Source organism: Streptomyces sp. L-9-10 (genome assembly GCF_004151105.1).
Lineage (GTDB): Bacteria > Actinomycetota > Actinomycetes > Streptomycetales > Streptomycetaceae > Streptomyces.
This window is the reverse complement of sequence record NZ_PHRF01000008.1, coordinates 58,489-80,380: the sequence shown is the minus strand read 5'-3', so window position 1 is coordinate 80,380 and position 21,892 is coordinate 58,489. Positions and strand designations below refer to the sequence as shown.

At 70.4% G+C, this 21,892-nt stretch carries 18 protein-coding genes; 10 read left to right on the top strand and 8 right to left on the bottom strand.

The window, feature by feature from the left end; genetic code table 11:
- Positions 1 to 139: 139 nt before the first annotated feature.
- The 3 genes from nth to CU044_RS02260 all read left to right on the top strand — a co-directional run bounded on the left by nth (position 140) and on the right by CU044_RS02260 (position 3,417).
- A complete protein-coding gene (nth, locus tag CU044_RS02270) occupies positions 140 to 1,165 on the top strand; it encodes an endonuclease III (protein ID WP_165371759.1) in 1,026 nt (341 codons plus the stop codon).
- A 110-nt stretch (positions 1,166 to 1,275) separates the two neighbouring features.
- Positions 1,276 to 2,052 (top strand): CoA pyrophosphatase, encoded by a 777-nt coding sequence (locus CU044_RS02265; protein ID WP_129766733.1) that lies wholly within the window; start codon positions 1,276 to 1,278, stop codon positions 2,050 to 2,052.
- Positions 2,053 to 2,217: 165 nt separating this feature from the next.
- Entirely contained in the window at positions 2,218 to 3,417 is a 1,200-nt protein-coding gene (locus CU044_RS02260) for a MarP family serine protease (RefSeq protein ID WP_129766732.1), read from the top strand.
- A 187-nt stretch (positions 3,418 to 3,604) separates the two neighbouring features.
- Here the strand turns inward: CU044_RS02260 and CU044_RS39275 are convergent, their stop codons facing one another.
- From CU044_RS39275 to CU044_RS02230, 6 genes are all read right to left on the bottom strand, one after another.
- Positions 3,605 to 3,784, bottom strand: coding sequence for a hypothetical protein (locus tag CU044_RS39275; protein ID WP_129766731.1), 180 nt, complete (start codon positions 3,782 to 3,784; stop codon positions 3,605 to 3,607).
- Between the two features lie 235 nt (positions 3,785 to 4,019).
- A complete protein-coding gene (locus CU044_RS02250) occupies positions 4,020 to 5,021 on the bottom strand; it encodes an alpha/beta hydrolase (RefSeq protein ID WP_129766730.1) in 1,002 nt (333 codons plus the stop codon).
- Positions 5,018 to 5,512 (bottom strand): phage holin family protein, encoded by a 495-nt coding sequence (locus CU044_RS02245; RefSeq protein ID WP_129766729.1) that lies wholly within the window; start codon positions 5,510 to 5,512, stop codon positions 5,018 to 5,020. The genes CU044_RS02250 and CU044_RS02245 overlap by 4 nt, the downstream gene beginning before the upstream one ends.
- Positions 5,513 to 5,574: 62 nt before the next feature.
- Positions 5,575 to 6,972 (bottom strand): Na+/H+ antiporter NhaA, encoded by a 1,398-nt coding sequence (gene nhaA, locus CU044_RS02240; RefSeq protein WP_129766788.1) that lies wholly within the window; start codon positions 6,970 to 6,972, stop codon positions 5,575 to 5,577.
- Between the two features lie 327 nt (positions 6,973 to 7,299).
- A complete protein-coding gene (gene acs, locus CU044_RS02235) occupies positions 7,300 to 9,258 on the bottom strand; it encodes an acetate--CoA ligase (RefSeq protein WP_129766728.1) in 1,959 nt (652 codons plus the stop codon).
- A 277-nt stretch (positions 9,259 to 9,535) separates the two neighbouring features.
- Positions 9,536 to 12,202 (bottom strand): SulP family inorganic anion transporter, encoded by a 2,667-nt coding sequence (locus CU044_RS02230; protein ID WP_129766727.1) that lies wholly within the window; start codon positions 12,200 to 12,202, stop codon positions 9,536 to 9,538.
- Between the two features lie 307 nt (positions 12,203 to 12,509).
- Between CU044_RS02230 and CU044_RS02225 the strand changes: the two genes are divergently transcribed.
- Positions 12,510 to 13,784: a hypothetical protein gene (locus CU044_RS02225; RefSeq protein WP_129766726.1), complete on the top strand. Its 1,275-nt coding sequence runs from the start codon at positions 12,510 to 12,512 to the stop codon at positions 13,782 to 13,784.
- Positions 13,785 to 13,890: 106 nt separating this feature from the next.
- Here the strand turns inward: CU044_RS02225 and CU044_RS02220 are convergent, their stop codons facing one another.
- Positions 13,891 to 14,877, bottom strand: a complete 987-nt coding sequence (locus CU044_RS02220; protein WP_129766725.1) for an ATP-binding protein — start codon at positions 14,875 to 14,877, stop codon at positions 13,891 to 13,893.
- Between the two features lie 102 nt (positions 14,878 to 14,979).
- Here CU044_RS02220 and CU044_RS02215 point away from each other — a divergent pair, with 102 nt between their 5' ends.
- Positions 14,980 to 15,858, top strand: a complete 879-nt coding sequence (locus CU044_RS02215; protein WP_129766724.1) for an oxidoreductase — start codon at positions 14,980 to 14,982, stop codon at positions 15,856 to 15,858.
- A 408-nt stretch (positions 15,859 to 16,266) separates the two neighbouring features.
- Here the strand turns inward: CU044_RS02215 and CU044_RS02210 are convergent, their stop codons facing one another.
- Positions 16,267 to 17,103 carry an HAD-IB family hydrolase gene (locus CU044_RS02210; protein WP_129766723.1) on the bottom strand — a complete coding sequence of 279 codons (837 nt, stop codon included), beginning with the start codon at positions 17,101 to 17,103 and terminating at the stop codon, positions 16,267 to 16,269.
- A 514-nt stretch (positions 17,104 to 17,617) separates the two neighbouring features.
- Here CU044_RS02210 and ssd point away from each other — a divergent pair.
- From ssd to CU044_RS02185, 5 genes are all read left to right on the top strand, one after another.
- On the top strand, positions 17,618 to 18,721 hold the full coding sequence (gene ssd, locus CU044_RS02205) for a septum site-determining protein Ssd (protein ID WP_129766722.1): 1,104 nt from the start codon (positions 17,618 to 17,620) through the stop codon (positions 18,719 to 18,721).
- Positions 18,722 to 18,756: 35 nt separating this feature from the next.
- On the top strand, positions 18,757 to 19,905 hold the full coding sequence (locus CU044_RS02200) for a TadA family conjugal transfer-associated ATPase (RefSeq protein ID WP_129766784.1): 1,149 nt from the start codon (positions 18,757 to 18,759) through the stop codon (positions 19,903 to 19,905).
- A gap of 11 nt (positions 19,906 to 19,916) precedes the next feature.
- Entirely contained in the window at positions 19,917 to 20,783 is an 867-nt protein-coding gene (locus CU044_RS02195; protein ID WP_129766786.1) for a type II secretion system F family protein, read from the top strand.
- An 83-nt stretch (positions 20,784 to 20,866) separates the two neighbouring features.
- Positions 20,867 to 21,583, top strand: coding sequence for a type II secretion system F family protein (locus tag CU044_RS02190; RefSeq protein WP_129766787.1), 717 nt, complete (start codon positions 20,867 to 20,869; stop codon positions 21,581 to 21,583).
- Between the two features lie 32 nt (positions 21,584 to 21,615).
- Entirely contained in the window at positions 21,616 to 21,816 is a 201-nt protein-coding gene (locus CU044_RS02185; RefSeq protein WP_129766721.1) for a DUF4244 domain-containing protein, read from the top strand.
- Positions 21,817 to 21,892 lie beyond the last annotated feature (76 nt).

Genomic DNA, 21,892 nt, shown 5'->3' with positions numbered 1-21,892 from the left:
CGGGTGCCGATTCGGGTGGCGATCGGCCGTCGCCGGGGCGGATGTCAGTGCGGGGCTTTACGCTGGCCGGGTGTCCAACTCGCCGGTGACAGCGCAGGCCAAGGGGGCTGGAAGAGTGTCCGCGGAGCAGAATTCCGCTGTGGGCGAACAGCCTTCAGCGAAACGGAAAAAAGCCGCAAAAGGGTCAACGGTCAAGCCGGTCAAGGCCCCGGCGGACAATGCGGCGGCCGCCGAGCCGACCGGTACGTCCGCCGAGCCGACCGCGAAGTCCGCCAAGCGGACGGCCAAGTCCGTCACCAAGCCGACGGCCAAGCCTGCCAAGCCGACGGCCAAGCCTGCCAAGCCGACGGCCAAGTCCGCCGGCAAGCCGACGACCGAGTCCGCCGGCAAGCCCGCCGCCAAGCCGGAATCGCATCTGGCGATGGTCCGCCGGGCCCGCCGGATAAACCGCGAGCTGGCCGAGGTCTATCCGTACGCCCATCCCGAGCTGGACTTCCGGAACCCGTTCGAGCTGCTGGTGGCGACGGTCCTGTCCGCCCAGACGACCGATCTGCGGGTCAATCAGACGACGCCCGCGGTCTTCGCGAAGTACCCGACCCCCGAGGACATGGCCGCGGCCGTGCCGGAGGAGCTGGAAGAGGCCATCCGCCCGACGGGCTTCTTCCGTGCCAAGGCGAAGTCGCTCATCGGCCTGTCCACCGCCCTGCGTGACCGGTTCGGCGGCGAGGTCCCGGGCCGGCTGGACGATCTGGTGTCGCTGCCCGGCGTGGGCCGCAAGACGGCGAACGTCGTTCTCGGCAATGCCTTCGGCGTCCCCGGGCTCACGGTCGACACCCACTTCGGCCGGCTGGTCCGCCGCTGGAAGTGGACGGAGCAGGAGGACCCGGAGAAGGTCGAGGCGGAGATCGCCGCGATCTTCCCCAAGAGCGAGTGGACGATGCTCTCGCACCGGGTGATCTTCCACGGCCGCCGTATCTGCCACTCCCGGAAGCCGGCCTGCGGTGCCTGTCCGATCGCACATCTCTGCCCCTCCTACGGAGAGGGCGAGACGGACCCGGAGAAGGCGCGCAAGCTGCTGAAGTACGAGATGGGCGGCTACCCGGGCCAGCGTCTGAGCCCGCCCGCCGACTACCCGGGGAAACCGGCCCCGGCGCGCGTTGAATAGCCGAGCGGCCCGCGCCGTATGAAGTGCCGGACCAGCAGGCACGAACGAGTGGAGCCGGATGAGGGCGGAACGATCCGGCCGACGGCAGGCGTTGTCCGACAGGGGTGCCTATGACGCGAGCTGAAGAGACCTACCGGTCTGAAGAGACCTACCGAGGTAAAGAGGCGTACCGAGCCGGAGAGGCGTACCGAGCGGGCGAGACCTACGGCGACCCGGCGACGACCGGGGTCGCCGTGACCACCGAAGGGCTGCCCGACTGGCTGACGCCCGTCATGCGTGCCTCGCGGACCGTCGCGCCGGAGGAGCTCAGCCGCTTTCTGCCGCCCGAGAGCGGCGGCCGGCAGTCCGCCGTCCTGATCCTCTTCGGCGAGGGCCCCCGGGGCCCCGAGCTGCTGCTGATGGAACGCGCCAGCAGCCTGCGCTCGCATCCCGGACAGCCCGCCTTCCCCGGAGGTTCCCTCGACCCCGAGGACGGCGACCCGGCCACCACGGGACCGCTGCGGGCGGCCCTGCGCGAGGCCGAGGAGGAGACCGGTCTCGACCCGTCCGGGGTCCAGCTCTTCGGCGTGCTGCCCAAGCTCTACATCCCGGTGAGCGAGTTCGTCGTGACCCCCGTGCTCGGCTGGTGGCGCAACCCCACTCCCGTCGGTGTCGTCGACCCCGGCGAGACCGCCCGGGTCTTCACCGTCCCCGTGGCGGATCTCACGGACCCGGCCAACCGCGCGACCGCCCGCCACCCCAGCGGTTACCGCGGCCCCGCCTTTATGGTCGCATCTGCCCTGGTCTGGGGCTTTACGGCCGGAGTGATCGACCGGATCCTGTATTTCGCGGGCTGGGAGCAGCCGTGGGACCGCTCGAAGCAGGTCCCGCTGGACTGGCGTGCATGACAGGCTGACCCCCATGCTCCGCCCTTCGGAGGTCCCTGACCGCGGCGGCTCCGCCACCGGCCGCGAGGGCCGCCGGAGCCCCCGTGGCGACCGCCGGGCGGGGCCACCCGCCGACCGGGCGGGGCGACCGGAGACGTATCCGCGAGGCAAGCGAGGCTATTGACGGTGAACGTGCTGGACATCCTGCTGCTGCTCGCCGCCGTATGGTTCGCGGTCGTCGGCTACCGCCAGGGTTTCGTGGTGGGCATCCTGTCCGTGATCGGCTTCCTCGGCGGCGGTCTCGTGGCGGTCTATCTGCTGCCCGTGGTCTGGGCGAAGATGACCGCGGACTCCGAGGTCTCCACCACGGCCGCCGTCGTCGCGATCGTCATAGTGATCGTCTGTGCCTCTGTCGGCCAGGCCTTCACCACCCACCTCGGCAACAAGCTGCGCCGCTACATCACGTGGTCGCCTGCCCGCGCCCTGGACGCCACCGGCGGCGCGCTGGTCAATGTCGTCGCCATGCTGCTGGTGGCCTGGCTGATCGGCTCCGCCCTCGCCGGGACCTCGCTGCCGACGCTCGGCAAGGAGGTCCGCGGCTCGAAGGTGCTGCTCGGGGTCTCCCGCGTGATGCCCCCCCAGGCGTCCAGCTGGTTCACGGACTTCTCGTCGGTCCTCGCCCAGAACGGCTTCCCGCAGGTCTTCAGTCCGTTCGCCAATGAGCCCATCACCGAGGTCCAGGCCCCGGACCCGGCGCTCGCGGGCAGCCCGGTGGCGGCGCGCGCCCGGCAGTCGATCGTCAAGGTCGTCGGTACGGCGCCCAGCTGCGGCAAGGTCCTCGAAGGCTCCGGCTTCGTCTTCGCCGAGCGCCGCGTGATGACCAACGCGCATGTGGTCGGCGGCGTGGAGGAGCCCACCGTCCAGATAGGCGGTGAGGGCCGGCTGTACGACGCCAAGGTCGTCCTCTACGACTGGCAGCGCGACATCGCCGTACTCGACGTGCCGAACCTCCCCGCCGAACCGCTCCAGTTCACCGACAAGGACGCGGACAGCGGCGACGGAGCGATCGTCGCGGGCTTCCCGGAGAACGGCTCGTACGACGTACGCTCCGCGCGCGTCCGAGGCCGTATCGACGCCAACGGCCCCGACATCTACCGCCGCGGCGAGGTCCGGCGCGATGTCTACTCACTCTTCGCGAACGTACGCCAGGGCAACTCCGGAGGCCCGCTCCTCACCACCGAGGGCAAGGTGTACGGAGTGATCTTCGCCAGGTCGCTCGACGACCCCCAGACCGGCTACGCGCTGACGGCGGACGAGATCCGCGACGACATCGCCCTCGGCCGGAACGCCAACCAGCAGGTCGACACCCAGGGATGCGCCCTCTAGGGATGCGCCCCCTTGGCCATGTCCGGCCGGACAGGGCCAAGGTCCTGTCCGGCCGGTAAGGCGGGCCAACATGTGCCGGACCACCAAGGCGTGCCGAGCCAATGTGTGCCGGGCGAATGTGTGCCGGGCGAATGTGTGCCGGGCCTGGCGCGGAGCAGGGTCTGCCGTGCGGGACTGCGACGCGCCCTCAGGAACGTTGATGACGCAGCCGGGCCGAGACCCAGCGCGCTCTGCGGCGGAGGATCAGGGAAATACCGAGCCGGGGATCATGGCCCTGTTCATCGGGGCCGCCCCTTCTGTGGGTGATCGGCGCAGAGGCCGAGCGGCGGTTGCGTGCTGCGTCACCGTAGTCGTGCGTCCAGCCCATACTTCGACCTGTGCCCCTGGCCCATGGTCGGTAACCGCGCAGGAGTGGGCCAATTGGCCTATGCGCGAGGCATTTGGCTGTTCGTAGGACAAGCGTTCAAAGGGCGACAACCGGGACGGGCGGTGCGGCGCTCTTCACCGTCCCGTGTGAGCCGCCGCCCCGCGGTCCGCCCGCGGTCCGCCCGCGGTCCGCCTGCGGTCCTGCCCGCGGTTCGGCCGCAGCCCGGCAGCCCGGTTCAGCGGTCCGGCTCGGGGTCCTTGAGCCAGTTGATGAGTTCCGCGGAGAACGCGGCGGGGTCCTCCTCGTGCGGGAAGTGTCCCAGACCATCGAACAGCCGCCAGCGATAGGGCGCTTCCACATACTCCGCCGACCCCGCGGTGCTGCGCGTCCGCATCGCCGGGTCGAGCGACCCGTGCAACTGGAGCGTGGGCACACGCACCGGGCGCTTCATCCGCCGGTTGAACTGGATGCCGTCGGGCCGTGCCATCGACCGCACCATCCAGCGGTACGGCTCGATCGAGCAGTGCGCCGTCGACGGGATGGTCATCGCGCGCCGGTAGATCTCGATCGACTCGTCGTCGGGCGACCGGGGGCCGGACCAGTCCCGGATCAGCTGACCCACCAGCGCCGCGTCCTCGGCGACGAGCTGACGTTCCGGCAGCCACGGTCGCTGGAAACCCCAGATATACGAGCCGGCACGGCTCTGCGAGAAGTCGGAGAGCATCGCCGAGCGCCAGCGGCGCGGGTGCGGCATCGAGGACACCGCGAGCCGTCGCACCAGCTTGGGGCGCATCACGGCCGCCGTCCAGGCGAGGTAGCCGCCCAGATCGTGGCCGACGAGCGCCGCGTCGGGCTCACCGAGGGAGCGCACCACGCCGGTGATGTCGAGCGCCAGATTGGCGGGGTCGTAACCCCGGGGCGTACGGTCGCTGCCGCCCACTCCCCGCAGATCCATGGCCACCGCGCGGTACCCGGCGTCCGCCAGCGCGGACAGCTGATGGCGCCAGGTCCACCAGAACTGCGGGAAGCCATGGAGCAGCAATACCAACGGCCCCTCGCCCATCTCCGCGATATGGAAGCGCGCACCATTGGCAGCCACATCGCGATGGGTCCAGGGACCATCGAGACGGACGGCGGAGGCCGGCGTCGCTCCTGAGGTCCCGCCGGAGGGCGTGCCGGGCGCCGTGTCAGGCGCGGTGCCGGAGGTCTTGCCGGGGCCGGATTCAGGGGCGGTCATGCAGACGAGCGTGCCACAGACTTGGTGCCTACCCGGACCTGGCGGGGGTGCGGCTTCACGTTCTGCAGTACCGCCGCCGTCTCCTTGGCCGAGGCGATGGACTTCTCCGGCGGCTTGACCTTCTTGAATTTCAGTACGGCGAGTCCGGCGAGCAGCCCCGCGAGGATCAGAAACGCTCCGCCCACGATCAGGAACGACCAGGCGAGCCCGAGCCCCAGATTGTGGATCCCGTACGCGGCGGCGAAGCTCAGTACCGGCAGGGAGAACAGAGCGAACACCGCCGCGATCGTGATGGCGGCTCCGCCCGTCACACCGCGCTTGACGTCCTGTCGGATCTCGGCCTTGGCCAGGGCGATCTCATCGTGCACCAGCGCGGAGACCTCGGCGGTGGCCGAGGCGACCAGCTGGCCAATGCTGCGGTCGCCCGCGGCGGCTTCGATCACGGTGCCGGTCCGGACGGCGTCGGCGACGTGCTTGCCGGGGTCGCTCATCGGTGACTCCTCTTCTCGCTCTGCTCGGCTACGGACCGCTGGGCTACGAATCCGTTGTCCGATCATGCCGGACTGTCGCCGTCGCCGCGCGCTGCCCCCGCGTGTTCCGCCAGCCGACGGTGCTCGGCGGCCTTCGACTCGTACAGCTCAGCCATGCGCAAGTGGTACGCAGGATCGTCCTGTTCGTAGATATCGGGGATGCCGTCCCGGTCCTCGTCCCGCTCCTCTTCCTCGTACAGCGCACGGTACGTGCGGACCCGCAGCTTCAGCAGTACCCCGGAGAGGACGGCGGCTATGACCGAGCCGGTCAATACCGCGGCCTTCACCTCGTCGGTGAGCGCGGGGTCCGTCGAGAACGCCAGCTCGCCGATGAGCAGGGAGACGGTGAATCCGATGCCGGCGAGCGACGCGAGCGCGAAGACATCGGGCCAGGCCAGGTCCTCGTTCAGCTCGGCCCTGGTGAAGCGCGCTGCCAGCCAGGTGCCGCCGAAGATGCCGACCGCCTTGCCGACGACCAGACCCAGTACGACGCCGAGGGTCTCCGGCTGTGTGAAGACCTTGCCGAGCGCACCGCCGGATATGGAGACGCCTGCGGAGAAGAGCGCGAACAGCGGTACGGCCAGACCGGCCGAGACGGGGCGCATCAGATGCTCGATGCGCTCGCCGGGCGAGCGCTCCTCGCCCTCGCGCCTGGTGCAGCGCAGCATCAGCCCCATCGCGACACCGGCGATGGTGGCGTGGACGCCGCTGTTGTACATCAGGCCCCAGATGACCAGCGCCAGCGGGACATACACGTACCACCCGTGTACGCCCTTGCGCAGCAGCAGCCAGAAGACGACGAGTCCGGCGACCGCGCCGCCGAGCGCCGCGAAGTTCAGATCGCTGGTGAAGAAGACGGCGATGATCAGGATGGCGAAGAGATCGTCGACGACCGCGAGGGTGAGGAGGAAGGCGCGCAGCGCCGAGGGCAGCGAGGTGCCGATGACCGCGAGGACGGCGAGCGCGAAGGCGATATCGGTGGCGACGGGCACGGCCCAGCCGCTCAGAGACCCGCCGCCGGCCTTGTTGACCAGCACATAGACCAGGGCGGGCACGATCATCCCGCAGAGCGCGGCGATCACGGGGAGCGCGGCTGTCCTGGGATCGCGCAGCTCCCCGGCCACCAGTTCGCGCTTCAGCTCGATTCCGGCGACGAAGAAGAAGATGGCGAGCAGGCCGTCGGCCGCCCAGTGCTGGAGGGAGAGGTCGAGGCCGAGCGCCGAGGGCCCGATGTGGAAGTCGCGTACGGCCTCGTAGCCGTGGCTCAGCGGGGTGTTCGCCCAGAGGAGGGCGGCGATGGCGGCGACGAGCAGGAGGACACCGCCGACGGTCTCCGTGCGCAACGCCTCGGCGAGATAGTTCCGTTCGGGCAGCGGGAGGCGTCCGAGGAACTTACGGCCGGTGGGGGTGGGCGCGGACACAGGCACGAGGGAGCCTCCGGTCTATCTGCGGACATGACGCATCACATGCCGACCAGACTTCCCGGCGCACCTTGAAAATCTTGTTGTGTTATTTACGCGCTGCCTACTTTACCCGGACGCGACGACCGGCGCGCACCGGAGCCGGGCTGGGGGAACGCGGGGCGAGGGGGAGCGGGCAAGGGGACCTGGGCGAGGGGACCTGGGCGAGGGGACCAGGGCGAGGGGTCCTGGGCGAGGGGGAGTGGCGACGGCAGCGCAAAGCGGGGCGTCCGGCATCGGATGCCGGACGCCCCGCCCGCTTGCGTTCTGTACGTCGTACCGGCCGGCTCAGTCCTCGCTGGTCGCGCTGGGCAGCTGGCTCTGGATGAGGTCCATGACCGACGAGTCGGTGAGCGTGGTGACATCGCCGAGCTGGCGGTTCTCCGCGATATCCCGCAGCAGGCGCCGCATGATCTTGCCGGAGCGGGTCTTGGGCAGTTCCGCGACGGGCAGGATCCGCTTGGGCTTCGCGATCGGCCCGAGCGTGGTGCCGACATGGTTGCGCAGCTCGGCCACGAGCCCGTCGTCGACGACGGCCGTGCCCCGCAGGATCACGAAGGCGACGATGGCCTGGCCGGTCGTCTCGTCCGCGGCACCGACCACGGCGGCCTCGGCGACCTTGGGGTGGGAGACGAGCGCCGACTCCACCTCAGTCGTCGAGATGTTGTGGCCGGAGACGAGCATGACGTCGTCCACCCGCCCCAGCAGCCAGATATCGCCGTCGTCATCCTTCTTCGCGCCGTCCCCGGCGAAGTACTTGCCCTCGAAGCGGGACCAGTAGGTGTCGATGAACCGCTGGTCGTCGCCCCAGATGGTGCGCAGCATCGACGGCCAGGGCTCGGTGAGGACGAGATAGCCGCCGCCCCCGTTCGGCACCTCGCGGGCCTCGTCGTCCACGACGGTCGCCGAGATGCCGGGCAGGGCGCGCTGCGCGGAGCCCGGCTTGGTCTCCGTCACGCCGGGAAGCGGGGAGATCATCATGGCGCCGGTCTCGGTCTGCCACCAGGTGTCCACGATCGGGGTCTTGCCCGCGCCGATGTGCTCGCGGTACCAGATCCACGCCTCGGGGTTGATCGGCTCGCCGACCGAGCCCAGCACCCTGAGAGAGGTCAGATCGAACTTCGCGGGGATGTCGTCGCCCCACTTCATGAACGTACGGATCGCGGTCGGCGCGGTGTAGAGGATCGTCACCCCGTACTTCTGCACGATCTCCCAGAACCGCCCCTGGTGCGGGGTGTCGGGGGTGCCCTCGTACATCACCTGCGTGGCGCCGTTGGCGAGCGGCCCGTACACGATGTACGAGTGGCCGGTCACCCACCCGATGTCGGCCGTGCACCAGTACACGTCCGTCTCGGGCTTGAGGTCGAAGACGGCGTGGTGGGTGTAGGCCGCCTGGGTGAGATAGCCGCCCGAGGTGTGCAGGATGCCCTTGGGCTTACCCGTCGTACCCGAGGTGTAGAGGATGAAGAGCGGGTGCTCCGCGGCGAACGCCTCGGGGGTGTGCTCGGGGGACTGGCGCCCGACGATGTCGTGCCACCACACATCACGGGAGTCGTCGAAGGCGGTGTCCTGGCCGGTACGGCGGACCACCAGCACATGCTCGACCTGCGGGCACTTGGCCACGGCCTCGTCGATGGCCGGCTTGAGGGCGCTCGGCTTGCCGCGCCGGTAGCCACCGTCGGAGGTGATCACCAGCTTGGCGTCGGCATCCTGGATACGGGAGGCGACAGCGTCGGCCGAGAAGCCGCCGAAGACCACGGAGTGCGCGGCCCCGATCCGGGCGCAGGCCAGCATGGCGACCGCGGCCTCGGGGATCATCGGCAGATATACGGCGACCCGGTCGCCCGCGCGCACCCCCAGCTCGGTGAGCGCGTTGGCGGCCCGCGACACCTCGTCCTTCAGCTCCGCGTAGGTGATCGCGCGGCTGTCGCCCGGCTCGCCCTCGAAGTGGATGGCCACGCGGTCGCCGTTACCGGCCGCCACATGGCGATCGACGCAGTTGTAGGCGACGTTCAGCTCGCCGTCCGCGAACCACTTCGCAAACGGCGGATTCGACCAGTCCAGCGTCTCGGTCGGCTCGGTGACCCAGGTGAGCCGCCTCGCCTGCTCGGCCCAGAAGCCAAGCCTGTCCGCCTCGGCCTGCTCGTACGCCCTCGCCGTCACATTGGCGTGCGCGGCCAGCTCGGCCGGGGGTGCGAACCGCCGGTCCTCCTTGAGCAGGTTGGAGAGGGAAGACTGCTCGCTCATACTCCCATCTCCTCCTTCAGCAGGTTGGCCAGGCTTTCGTTGCTCACGACATCTCCCTTTCCCAGGGCGTCCTATGTGTCCCGGGCCTAGCTCATCAGGCGAATGCCCGGGTGACAAGGGGCTTCCGGAAATTGGTTTAGACCTGTGTGATGGGGATCGGATCCGCCGGGACACGGTCCCGGATCCGCCGTCCCGCGTCCGACTGAGAAGTGGCCCTCCTCCCCGGGGTGGTGGGGAAGGGGGCCACACACTCTCACGGATGCGGTACGAGGTCGGTTCAGGCGCGCGACTCCTCCAGCGTGGTCGGGGCCACCCGGTTGAACACCTCTTCGCCGCTGAAGTCACCGCGGACCCCGACCTCGTCCGCCAGGAGATACGCCTGGGCCTCGCCGACATGGAAGTACATGCCGTGCAACTCCAGCGTGCCCTCGGCCAGCCGGCGGGCCACCGACTCATGGGCCCGCAGATGCTCCAACTGCTGGACGACATTGGTCAGACAGAGCTGCTCGACCGCGTCGGCGGGCAGCCTCCCGGAGAGCCTGGCCCAGGAGTGCTGACCGCTTTGCATCCGCTCCAGGCTGGGCAGCCCGTGGCGCAGCCAGCGCCGAAGTGGGGTACCGGCCCCGGGCCCGTCCCCGTCCGTGTCGGCGGGGGTGTTCAGCAGGGCCTGCATCGCCCCGCATCCCGAATGCCCGCACACGGTGATGGATTCGACGCGCAGCACGTCCACCGCGTACTCGATCGCCGCGGCCACCGAATCGTCCGCGCCGACCGCCCCGGGCAGCGGGACCAGATTCCCCACGTTCCGCACGGTGAACAGATCGCCCGGACCACTGGACGTGATCATGCTCGTGATCAGCCGGGAGTCGGCACAGGTGAGGAAGAGCTGCGAGGGCCGCTGTCCCTCGCGCGCCAGCCGGGCCAGCTCACCGCGTACCAGCGGGGCCGTATTGCGCTGGAAGGAGCTGATCCCGCTGGCCAGTTGCCGGACACCGGGCGAACGCGCCGCGCCCGCGGACAGTGTGTGGCACATGGCGGTCTTCTTCGCTCCTGGCCACGCGGTTCCGGAGAGGTCGGCTGTGGAGAGGCCGGATGCGGCCGGGTCGGTCCCGGGCTTGGCGGGTGCGGACGGGTCGGCTGTGGGCGCGGCACCTGAGGATGGGACACCTGAGGATGGGACACCTGAGGGTGGGGCGTCTGAGGGTGGGGCGTCTGCGGATGGGGCGACGCGTGTCCGCTCTCCACGCTGTGAGGCGTTCAGCTGCGCGGGGGAGTGCTCCCCGCACTGGTGGTTGCGCCAGGGCGTCCAGGGCCGGCAGCAGGTGGGCGACTCCGTGGCCGGCTCGGCGATCCGGCCGCCCGCCCGTCCGGTGAACTCGGCCATCCGCCCGTGGGCGATATGAGCCATCTGCCAGTCGTGCAGGGCCTCGAACGCCGCGTGGTCCATGAAAGAGCCGTCCAGCTCGACCACGCAGTCCGTGTCCCAGGGCACCTGGTGCAGCACCCGGCTGAGCCGCGGCACGGCGAGGAACGTCAACTGGCCCCGCGCGCGTACGTGGTGGATCCCGTCCTGCACCTCGACCGTGATCCGGGTCCTGGTGAGCCGGTGCAGCGCCACCGCGACCGCCACAGCGATCCCGATCACCACGCCTTCCAGTACGCCGGTGAACACCACGGCGGCCAGCGTCACCACGTACACCAGCATTTCGCGGTTCCGCTGCACGCTGCGCAGATGGACGAGGTTCACCATCTGGACCCCGACGACCATCACCAGCGCGGCCAGGGCCGCCAGCGGGATCAGATCCAGCACGGGCACCAGCAGCAGGGCCGCGATCGCGACCCACAGCCCGTGCAGCATGGTGGAGTGCCGGCTCACCGCGCCGGACGCCACATTGGCGGCGCTGCGTACGGCGACACCCGTGATGGGCAGGCCGCCGAGCGCGCCCGAGACGACATTCCCCGCCCCCTGTCCGGCCAGCTCCCGGTCCAGCCGGGCGCGCGGGATATGGACGCCCGGCTTCTTGCGTGCCGCCGTCAGCTTGTCCACGGCGACGGCGGACAGCAGCGATTCGACGCTCCCGACCAGAGTGACGGTGAGAACGGCCGCGAGCAGTCCGAGCACCGGCCCCTCGGGCAGCGCGGGCAAGGCATGACTGCTCCAGGAAGGGAGATCGACGCGCTCCAGGCCGACCCCGGCGAGCGCGGCCAGGGTCGTGGCGATCGCCACCGCGGCGAGTGTGCCCGGGATCTTGCGTACGATCCGGCCCGTACGCCCCGGAATCCGAGGCCAGGCGAGCAGTACGGCGATGGTCAGCAGGCTTACGGAGAGCGCGCCCGGATGCAGATTGGCCAACTGGGCGGGCAGACCGCGCACATTGTCGACGGCGGAGCTCTGCGGCGTACCGCCGAGCACGATATGGAGCTGGGCGAGCGCGATCGTGACGCCGATGCCGGCGAGCATGCCGTGCACGATCGCCGGGCTGACGGCGAGCGCCGAGCGGGCCACCCGTAGCGCCGCGAGGCCGAGTTGGGCGAGCCCGGCGCAGATGGTGATGACACAGGTGACGCGCCAGCCGAACTGCTGGATCAGGTCGGCGGTGACGACGGTGAGCCCGGCGGCGGGGCCGCTGACCTGAAGCGGGGCCCCGCCCAGCCGGCCGACGACCAGACCGCCGACCGCGGCGGCCACCAGGCCCGCCTGGAGCGGTGCGCCGGTGGCGAGCGCGATGCCGAGGGAGAGCGGCAGTGCGATCAGGAAGACGGAGATCGATGCGGATACGTCGGCTCCGGCGATGCGGAACCGGCGTCCTCCGCGCCCTCCTTGGCCGCCGCGGTCGTCGCGGTCTTCGTGCGGAGGTCTGCGCGGTCGGCGCAGGCGTGAGAGGCGCGCCAACGGGGACGCGGGCTCGGTGGGGGCGGTGCGGGTGGGGATGGCGGCAGTCATATTTCCCGTCTCCTCCGGGGCGGCGCGGTCGCGGTACGTGGGGGCGCGGCCGTGGGTCACGGCGTGCAGTGGCGGGACGTGTTTCCTCAACACTCGGTAAATAGATCGTAATGGAGAGTAAAGACTCCGGCATTACTTTCGGGGCAAATGGGGCAATGCTTCACCCGGAGGAGTGATTAGTGATCTTGTACGGCTTGTCGTTTCTTCTTCTCATCGGTCTCAGTGCGACGTTGTCGGCGCTCGGCGCCGTGCCGGCAGTCGCCGCTCGGCACTTCGGTACTGGAACCTGAGGGAAGAGGGTGGGCGGATGCTGGCCGCCACAAAGAGAATCGGCTTCGGCGCCGCCGTCATGGCGCTCGCCGTCGGACTCGGGGGGTGTTCCGGATCGCCGGGAGCCGACAAGGAGGCCCCGAAGGGTGCCCACGGCGCCAAGGGGGCCCCAGGAGCCCAGAACGCCCCACACCTCATCGGCGACGGCTCAACCGCGTTCACCGGCGCCCAGCCGCATCTGCCGAAGCCGGAGCGGCTGAAGCCGGGTCAGAAACCACCACAGTTCGTGGTGTTCTCCTGGGACGGCGCGGGTGAGGACAGCCAGAAGCTCTTCTCCCACTTCCGCGGGGTGGCCAAGAAGTACAACGCGAAGATGACGTACTTCCTGAGCGGCGTCTATCTGCTCCCGGAGGAGAAGGCCGACCTGTACGACCCGCCGCAGCACGGTCGCGGCACCTCGGACATCGGTTTCAATGACGCGCAGGGCATCAAGGACACCCTGCGGGAGCTGCGCGGCGCCTGGCACGACGGCAATGAGATCGGTACCCACTTCAACGGCCACTTCTGCGGCAACGAGGGCGGCGTCGGCACCTGGTCCGTCGATGAGTGGAAGAGCGAGATCAACCAGGCCAAGTCCTTTGTGAAGACCTGGAAGACCAACGCGGGCCTGAAGGAAGAGGCCCCGCTCCCCTTCGACTACGACAAGGAAGTCATCGGCGCCCGCACGCCCTGCCTGGAAGGGCAGAAGAACATGATGCGGGCGGCGAAGACGATGGGGTTCCGCTACGACTCCAGCGGCATCGGCAACCAGGTCTGGCCGAAGAAGGCGGACGGTCTCTGGGACATTCCGCTCCAGCTGGTCCCCGTGCCGGGGCGTGATTTCGAGACGCTCTCGATGGACTACAACTTCATGTTCAACCAGTCAGGAACGGTCAACGGCGATCCCTCGCAGCACGCGTACTGGGGCAACCAGATGCGGGACGGCCTGCTGGAGGCCTTCGACCGCGCCTATGACGGGAACCGCGCGCCGCTGATCATCGGCAACCACTTCGAGTCCTGGAACGGCGGCACGTACATGACCGCCGTCGAGGACACGATCAAGACGGTCTGCGTCAAGAAAGAGGTGCAGTGTGTGACGTTCCGCCAGCTCGCCGACTGGCTGGACGCGCAGGACCCGCAGACCCTGGACAAATTCCGCGGCCTCGGCGTCGGCAAGGCACCCAAGGGAGGCTGGACGGCACTCGCGGCAGCCCCCGCGTCCAAGAGCCCGTCCCCGGGCGCCCGCCCGGCAGGCCACTCCGAAGAGCACTGACGGCACCGACGGCGGGACGGAGGGCGGGCGCTTCGGCGCTCCTCTTCAGGAGGGCTTCGGTTCGCTGCGTCGGACTCCGTCCGCCGGCGGGGCTGGGGCGGTGGGTTCAGGAGGGCTGGGGTACGGCCAGTGCTTCGCCGAGGACGAAGGCGGGGTCGACCTGCGCGGCAAGGTCGACGCCCGTCTTCGCGTTGCCCCAGCTCTCCGCGTTCCTGAGGTGGAAGTGGACCATCTGCCGTGTGTAGCGCTCCCAGTCGCGGTGCTCGTACGAATCCTCCGCCGCGTCCTGGAGCGTCTGGAGCGCGCAGCGGTTGTCCGCCTCCAGGAGTTCGAAGCGGATCGGCCGGCCCTTCTCCATCGCCCGGACCCAGTCGGAGTGGCCCACCGTGATGAGCAGGTCGTCGCCGACCTCCTCGCGCAGGAAGTCCAGATCGTCCTGCCCCTGGACCTTGTTGCCGATGACCTTCAGCGAGACGCCGAAGTCCCGCGCGTACTCCTTGTACTGGCGGTACACGGACACGCCCTTGCGCGTCGGCTCCGCCACCAGGAACGTCATGTCGAACCGGGTGAACATCCCGGACGCGAACGAGTCCGAGCCCGCCGTCATGTCGACCACCACATACTCGTCCGGGCCGTCGACCAGATGGTTCAGGCACAACTCGACCGCGCCGACCTTGGAGTGGTAGCAGCTCACCCCGAGATCGGACTCGGTGAAGGGGCCGGTGGCCATCAGCCGGATCTCGCCGTCGTCCAACTGGACGGTCCGGGCACACGCGTCGTACACCGGATTGTTCTCGCCGACCCGGAGCAGCCGCGACCCCTCACCCGGCGGCGTCGTCTTGATCATCGCTTCGGCCGACGGGATCCGTGGGTTGCTGCCCCGCAGATAGTCCTTGATCAGCGGAAGATGCGCACCCATCGCGGGCAGCGCGGCGGCCTCCGACTCGTCGAGGCCGAGCGCGGCCCCGAGGTGCTGATTGATGTCGGCGTCCACCGCGACGACGGTGGCTTCGTTGGCGGTCAGATGACGGATGAAGAGCGAGGACAGCGTGGTCTTGCCGCTGCCGCCCTTGCCCACGAAAGCGATCTTCATGTTCACCTAGGGTAGTGGCAATCTCGCTCAAGGTGAGCGCGTTGAGTGAGGAAGACCACTCCAAGGTGGGGTGCGCGGCCTGGGCGCGTAGCCTCGCTACTTATGAGTACGACTGCCTCTGACGCCTCCTTCGCGCCCCGGCCGGAGGATCCCCTGCTCGCGCTGGCCTCTTTGCCCGGGGTTCCCGACGCGGTGGATTCCGTACGCAAGGCGGTCGACCGCGTCTACAGCCACCGTGTGATGCGGCGCCGCAGCAACGAGGTCACCTCCGAGGCGGCCCTGCGCGCGGCGCGCGGCTCCGCGGCACTGTCCGGTGCCGACTGGGCGCTCGAAGAAGTACGCCGGCGCGGCGACTTCGGTTCGGAGGCCGAGGCCCGTACGGTCGGCGCGGCACTCCGGCTGAACGCCGAGGCCGGTCAACTCCTCTCCATCTGGGGGCAGTCACCGCTGCGCGTGCTCGCCAGGTTGCATCTGGTGGCCGCGGGGGGCGCGGGTGTCACGGACGAGACCGTGGGGCGGCCCCGGCTGGCGGGCGAACCGGTCGTGGAGGCGCCCGAGTGTGATGTGCCGGAACCGCTGGACAAGGCACCGCTGCCGACGGCGGACGAGGTGGCCGGGCGGCTGGAAGGGCTGTCGCGGCTGGCGATCGCGCCGAGCAGGGCACCTGCCCTGGTGACGGCGGCGGTGGTGCACGGCGAACTGCTGGCGCTGCGCCCCTTCGGCTCCTACAACGGCCTGGTGGCTCGGGCGGCCGAGCGCGTGGTGCTGATCGGCAGCGGCCTCGACCCCAAGTCGGTGTGTCCGGCGGAGGTGGGGCACGCGGAACTGGGGCGCTCGGCGTACGCCGCCGCCTTCGACGGTTATCTGTCGGGCACCCAGGAGGGGATGGCCGCGTGGATCACCCACTGCGGGCGGGCGATCGAGCTGGGAGTCCGGGAGTCCACCGCTGTGTGTGAAGCGCTTCAGCGGGGCGCCGCCTGAGCCCAGGCGCCGAAGGGGACGGTAGCCTCGGCTCAAGTGGCCCGAACAGGGTTGCGGCGGCGCCTCATTGGCACCGCCGCTGGCACGTCCACCGAGTTACCAAGCGTCCTCGTTGTGTTGCCCATCAGGTCGGGTACTTCGCCCGTCACCTGGTGCGGCTGGCCCGTAATCGACGGGTCGACGTCGCGTGGGTGCTCAGTTTTCATGCTCGGTCCGTGGGGCCTGGTGCGTACAACAGGTGATCCTCTCGGATGTCCTTGGTCTCGCGGGCCGTTGACTCCTTTCTACTCCTGTCCGCAGGGATACGAAACCCCTGGTCGGACTTCTTTACTTTTGGGTTCAAATAATGCCAAAACGGTCATGGGTCGCGCGCCCCTGGCCGACCGGTGGCCGTGAGGCCGGCTGGTGTCAGGCGAGAGTCGACTGCCGTCGCCTGGTGGCGTACCAGACCAGACCTGCCGTCGCGGCGGCCGCGCCCACCGCTGCCGCCGCCACCAGAGCCGGCCGGGGTGGCATGGAGAAGGCGGGCAGGCGCTGCTTGAGGCGTACGGGCCGGTTGAAGACGAGAATCGGCCAGTCGCGCGCCATCGCCTCCCGGCGCAGCGCGCGGTCCGGGTTGACCGCGTACGGGTGGCCCACCGACTGGAGCATCGGTACGTCGGTGAAGGAATCGCTGTACGCGTAGCAGCGGGAGAGGTCGTACCCCTCCGACGCGGCGAGCGCCTTGATCGCCTCGGCCTTGGTCGGCCCGTACGCGTAGTACTCCACCTCGCCCGTGAAGCAGCCGTCGGCGCCGACGACCATCCGGGTGGCCACCACCCGGTCGGCGCCGAGCAGATCGCCGATGGGTTCGACGACCTCCACGCCGGAGGTGGACACGATCACCACATCGCGGCCGGCGGTGTGATGGTCCTCGATGAGGGACGCCGCCTCGTCGTAGATGATCGGGTCGATGAGATCGTGCAGCGTCTCGGCGACGATCTCTTTGACCTGCTGGACGTTCCAGCCCTTGCAGAGCGCGGAGAGATACTCCCGCATCCGCTCCATCTGATCGTGATCTGCTCCTCCGGCGAGGAAGACGAACTGCGCGTATGCGGTGCGCAGTACGGCGCGGCGGTTGATCAGGCCGCCTTGGTAGAAGGACTTGCTGAAGGTCAACGTCGATGACTTCGCAATGACCGTCTTGTCCAGGTCAAAGAAGGCTGCTGTACGCGGCAAGGAGTGGTTTTCCACGAGGCCGAGCATATGCGCCCACCATTCGGCGTAAGCTGGGGCGCGTGGGTTTGCCTGAGAAGGCTCTCGGGTACACCATGGAAGTCACGGATCGTTCGCGACCGTGCTAACCCGGTCCGGCTCCTCCCCCCCCCGAGTCGGCCGTGGGGACGACCCCCGCTCTCCCCCCCGGCGGGGGTCGTCGCATGTCCGGACGCGTTTTTGGCTCGTCGAAGCCACTCGTCCCCCTTTCTGAAGCTCTCTGCGCGATAGCGCCTCCACGAGCATGTCCGTCACTGTGTGTAGCCAATGCGCTGCTCTCCGGAAGTCACTGGTATGAGCTACCGGGATATTCACAACTGGTGAGTTGTCCACAGTTTTCAAGCAAGATCCACACGATTTCTTGTTGCGTTGCACGGTGATTCCTGCCGCGAAGTTCGCGGAAGCCGGAATCACCGATACCGGATCACTGCGAGATCGCGGAGAGAAGCGCTCGCGGATAGCCGGATCGAAGAAGAGATAGGGGGCGGAGATCGTGGCTGGATCCATGACATCCGATCGTTCGCGGATCGGCGGGGGAGGCGGGGCGGGACCGCTGATTCTGACCGAGGATGTGGAGTTGCTCGATGATCTGCTGAGGCTCTGCGCCGCGGCCGGAGCCGAGCCTCAAGTCCACCATTCGGTGCCGGAGCGGAAGGGGTGCTGGGAGGACGCGCCGATGGTTCTCGTCGGCGATGACGCGGCGGCGCGGTGCCGTGGCGCCTCCCGCAGACGGGACGTGATGCTCGTCGGGCGGGACCAGGACGACCCGGGCGTGTGGCGGCGAGCGGTGGAGATCGGCGCGGACTGCGTGCTGAGGCTGCCCGACGCCGAAAGCTGGCTCGTCGACCGGATCGCGGACGCCGCCGAAGGGGTGGGCCGGCCCGCGCTCACCGTCGGCGTGATCGGCGGGCGGGGCGGCGCGGGGGCTTCGACGCTCGCGTGCGCCCTGGCCGTCACCGCGGCGCGCGCGGGCCGGCGCACGATGCTCATCGACGCCGATCCGCTCGGCGGTGGCCTGGATGTGGTGCTCGGCGGCGAGCAGGCGGAGGGCAGAAGGTGGCCGGATTTCGCCGCTTCCAAGGGACGTGTCGCGGGCGGCGCGCTGGAGGAGTCGCTGCCCCGGCTCCATGAACTGCGGGTGCTCAGCTGGGACCGCGGCGATGCGGTGACGCTCCAGCCGGAGGCCATGCGGTCGGTGCTCGGAGCGGCCCGCAGGCGCGGCGGAGTCGTGGTCGTGGATCTTCCCCGGCGCGTCGACGAAGCCGTGGCGGAGGCCTTGGCGCAGCTGGATCTGGGGCTGCTGGTGGTGCCCGCCGAACTGCGGGCCGTCGCCGCGGCCGGCCGGGTGGCCTCGCTGGTGGGCATGGTCCTCAGGGATCTGCGGGTGGTGGTCCGTGGTCCGTACGCAGCCGGGCTGGACGAGCGGTGGATCGCCGACGCGCTCCGGCTGCCCCTGGTGGGAGAACTGCCCCTGGAACCGGGTCTGTCGGAGTCCCAGGACGGCGGGGCGCCGCCGGGATCCCGGGCGCGAGGACCACTCGCCGCGTTCTGTACGGCCTTCTGGGAGCGGGCGCTGGCCGGGGCCGGGGACGGGAGCGGGACGACATGAGCGGCGGCGCGACGGCCGGAATGAGCGGCGGCGCGATGACGTACGGGCTGCTGGACGCCGTAAGGCAGCGGCTCGCGGAGAGCGGGGCGGACCCGACGCCGGCCCGGGTGGCGGCGGCGCTGCGGGCTCAGGGACGGTTGCTGGGCGATACGGAAGTGCTCGGCGCCGCGGCGGAGTTGCGGTGCGAGCTGGTGGGGACGGGCCCTCTGGAGCCGCTTCTCGACGACCCCTCGGTGACGGACGTGCTTGTCTCCGCGCCCGACCGGGTGTGGGTGGACCGGGGCGGCGGTCTTGAGCTGACGGCCGTGACATTCACCGACGCCGCCTCCGTACGGAGACTGGCGCAACGGCTCGCGGCCGTGGCCGGGCGGCGGCTCGATGACGCCAGACCCTGGGTGGACGCGCGACTCCCCGACGGGACACGGATGCACGCGGTGCTGCCGCCGGTGGCGGTCGGCTCGACCTGCCTGTCGCTGCGGGTGGTGCGGCCCAAGGCTTTCTCGCTGCCGGAGTTGACTGCGGCGGGGACGGTACCGCCGGGCGGGGAGCGGGTGTTGCGGGCGCTGATCGAGTCCCGGCTGTCGTTTCTGATCAGTGGCGGTACGGGCACGGGAAAGACCACGCTCCTGTCCACGCTGCTCGGTCTGGTCGGCGAGCGCGAGCGGATCGTACTGGCCGAGGACTCAGCCGAGTTGAGGCCCGATCATCCGCATGTGGTGCGGCTGGAGGGCCGGCCGGCCAACCAGGAGGGCGCGGGCCTGGTGACGCTGCGGGATCTGGTCAGACAGGCGCTGCGGATGCGGCCGGACCGGCTGGTCGTCGGCGAGGTCCGGGGGCACGAGGTCACGGAACTCCTCGCCGCTCTGAACACGGGACACGAAGGCGGCTGCGGCACCGTACACGCGAATACGGCGGCGGACGTGCCCGCGCGTCTGGAGGCGCTGGGAACGGCGGCCGGCCTCGACCGGGCGGCGCTGCACAGCCAGCTGGCGGCCGCGCTGTCGGTCGTGATCCATCTCGTACGGGACCGTGACGGGCGCCGGAGGATCGCCGAGGTGCATGTGCTGGAACGGGATCCGGCAGGGCTGGTGGTGCCGGTGCCCGCGCTGCGCTGGGGCGCCGGAGGATTCGCGCACGACCGTGGCTGGCCGCGGCTGCTGGCGCTGATCGGAGGCGCGCCGTGACGGCTCTGACGATGTATGTCACCGCTTTCGCGGCCGTGCTGTTCGCCGGGGGAGCGGTCCGGCTGGCCGTCGGCCAGGAGCGGGGCTTGCGCCGGGCCAGACGGCTGCTCGCGGCCCCGGGCTCGTCCGTCGCCTCGGTGCCGGGGGCGCCGCCGTGGGAGCGATGGCTTCCGCGGGCCCACGAGCGGGCGCGACGGCTGCGCGGCAAGTGGCTCTGCCTGGCACCCGCGGTGCTGCTCGCGCTGGTGGGCGAGTCGGTGCTGCCGCTGCTCGGCGGCGCGCTCGCGGTGCCGCTGGTGGGACGGTGGCTGCGCGCCAGGGAGCGGAGTGAGGCGCGTGAGCGGCGGGCCGACAGGATCGTCGCGCTGTGCGGCACGGCCGCGGGCGAACTGCGAGCCGGTCTGCAGCCCACCCAGGCCCTGCTGGCCGCCGCGGGATCGACCGGTGGCCTGGGAAGCGCGGAGGGCGCCGTGCTGGCGGCCGCGCGGTTCGGCGGTGACGTCCCCGACGCCCTGCGGAAGGCGGCGCGTGAGCCGGGAGCGGACGGCCTCGTCGGGCTCGCGGCCTGCTGGCGGGTGGCTGTGGACGGCGGGGCGGGGCTCGCCGGGGGGCTGGATCGTCTGGACGCGGCGCTGCGGGCGGAGAGAGAACAGCGGGAAGGGTTGCGAGCCCAGTTGGCGGGCGCCTGGGCGACAGTCGTGGTGCTGGCGCTGCTTCCCGTGGTGGGCCTGGCGCTGGGCTGGGCCCTGGGCGCGGATCCGCTGCGTGTCCTGCTGCATACCCCGGCCGGGCTCGGCTGTCTGCTGGTGGGCTGTCTGCTGGAGGGCGTGGGCCTGTGGTGGGCCGCCCGGATCGTACGGACCGGGGAGGCCCCGTGACGGGGGAGTTCACCCACAGGCTGTGGGCGGTCGTCCCGGCGCTCACCGCGACCGGATCTGTGGCCCTGGTGTATCTGGCCTTGATGTCTCTCGCCTTTGCCGTGGAGGCCGGGCGGCGTGAACGGCGGGCGCGGGCGCGGTTCGTGGCCCTGCTGGCGGTCGCGTACGGACGGCGGCGGCCACAGCCCCGGGCGGCTGCGGTGTGGGCGCGGCGCTGGGGTCCGCCGGGCGTCGCGGTGATCTTCGGCTGGGTCATGGTCGGCGGGGTGGCCGGCTGGCTGGTCGGGCTCGCCGGGGCCTACGGCGTCCGCCGGTGGTCGCGTACGAGAAAGCCGGACGACCATGCCGGTACCGATGAGGCGGCCCGTCAGCTCCCGCTCGCCGCGGATCTGCTGGCCGCCTGCGTCGCGGCCGGGGCGGGGCCGCGCGAGGCGGCGGAGGCGGTCGGGGAGTCGCTGGGCGGCCCCGTCGGCGACCGGCTGGCACGGACGGCCGCGGAGTTGCGGCTCGGCGGCGAACCGGCCGAGGCGTGGGGGCGGTTCGGGGAGATACCGGGCGCGGCGGGTCTGGCCCGCTGTCTCGAACGGGCGGGATCGACGGGAGCGCCGGCCGCCGAGCCGGTGTCCCGGCTGGCCGCGGGCTTCCGGGCGGAACGAGCCCGGACTGCGGTGGCCAGAGCCCAGCGGGCCCAGGTGCTGATCACGGCCCCGGTGGGGCTGTGCTTCCTCCCCGCCTTCCTGGCGGTGGGGGTGGCGCCGGTGGTCATCGGCCTGGCGAGCGGGCTGCTGAACGGAAACTGACCAACTTTCTACGGCTTCTACGGGGAGATGACATGTGGATGAGGATCCGACGAATGCGGCGGGTATGGCTGCGCGGGGCGCGGGCCGACGCCGGGATGACCACGTCCGAGTACGCGGTGGGGACGATCGCCGCCTGCGCGCTCGCGGCGATGCTCTACAAGGTGGTCACGAGCGGGCCCGTGGTGGGCGCCTTGCAGTCGTTGATCGGGAGGGCGCTCAATGCGCAGTTCTGAGACGGCCCGTACGCACCCGGCCCGGGGCCGTCGCCACATCCGTCACGGGAGGGGCCGTCGCCCGGTCCGTCACGGC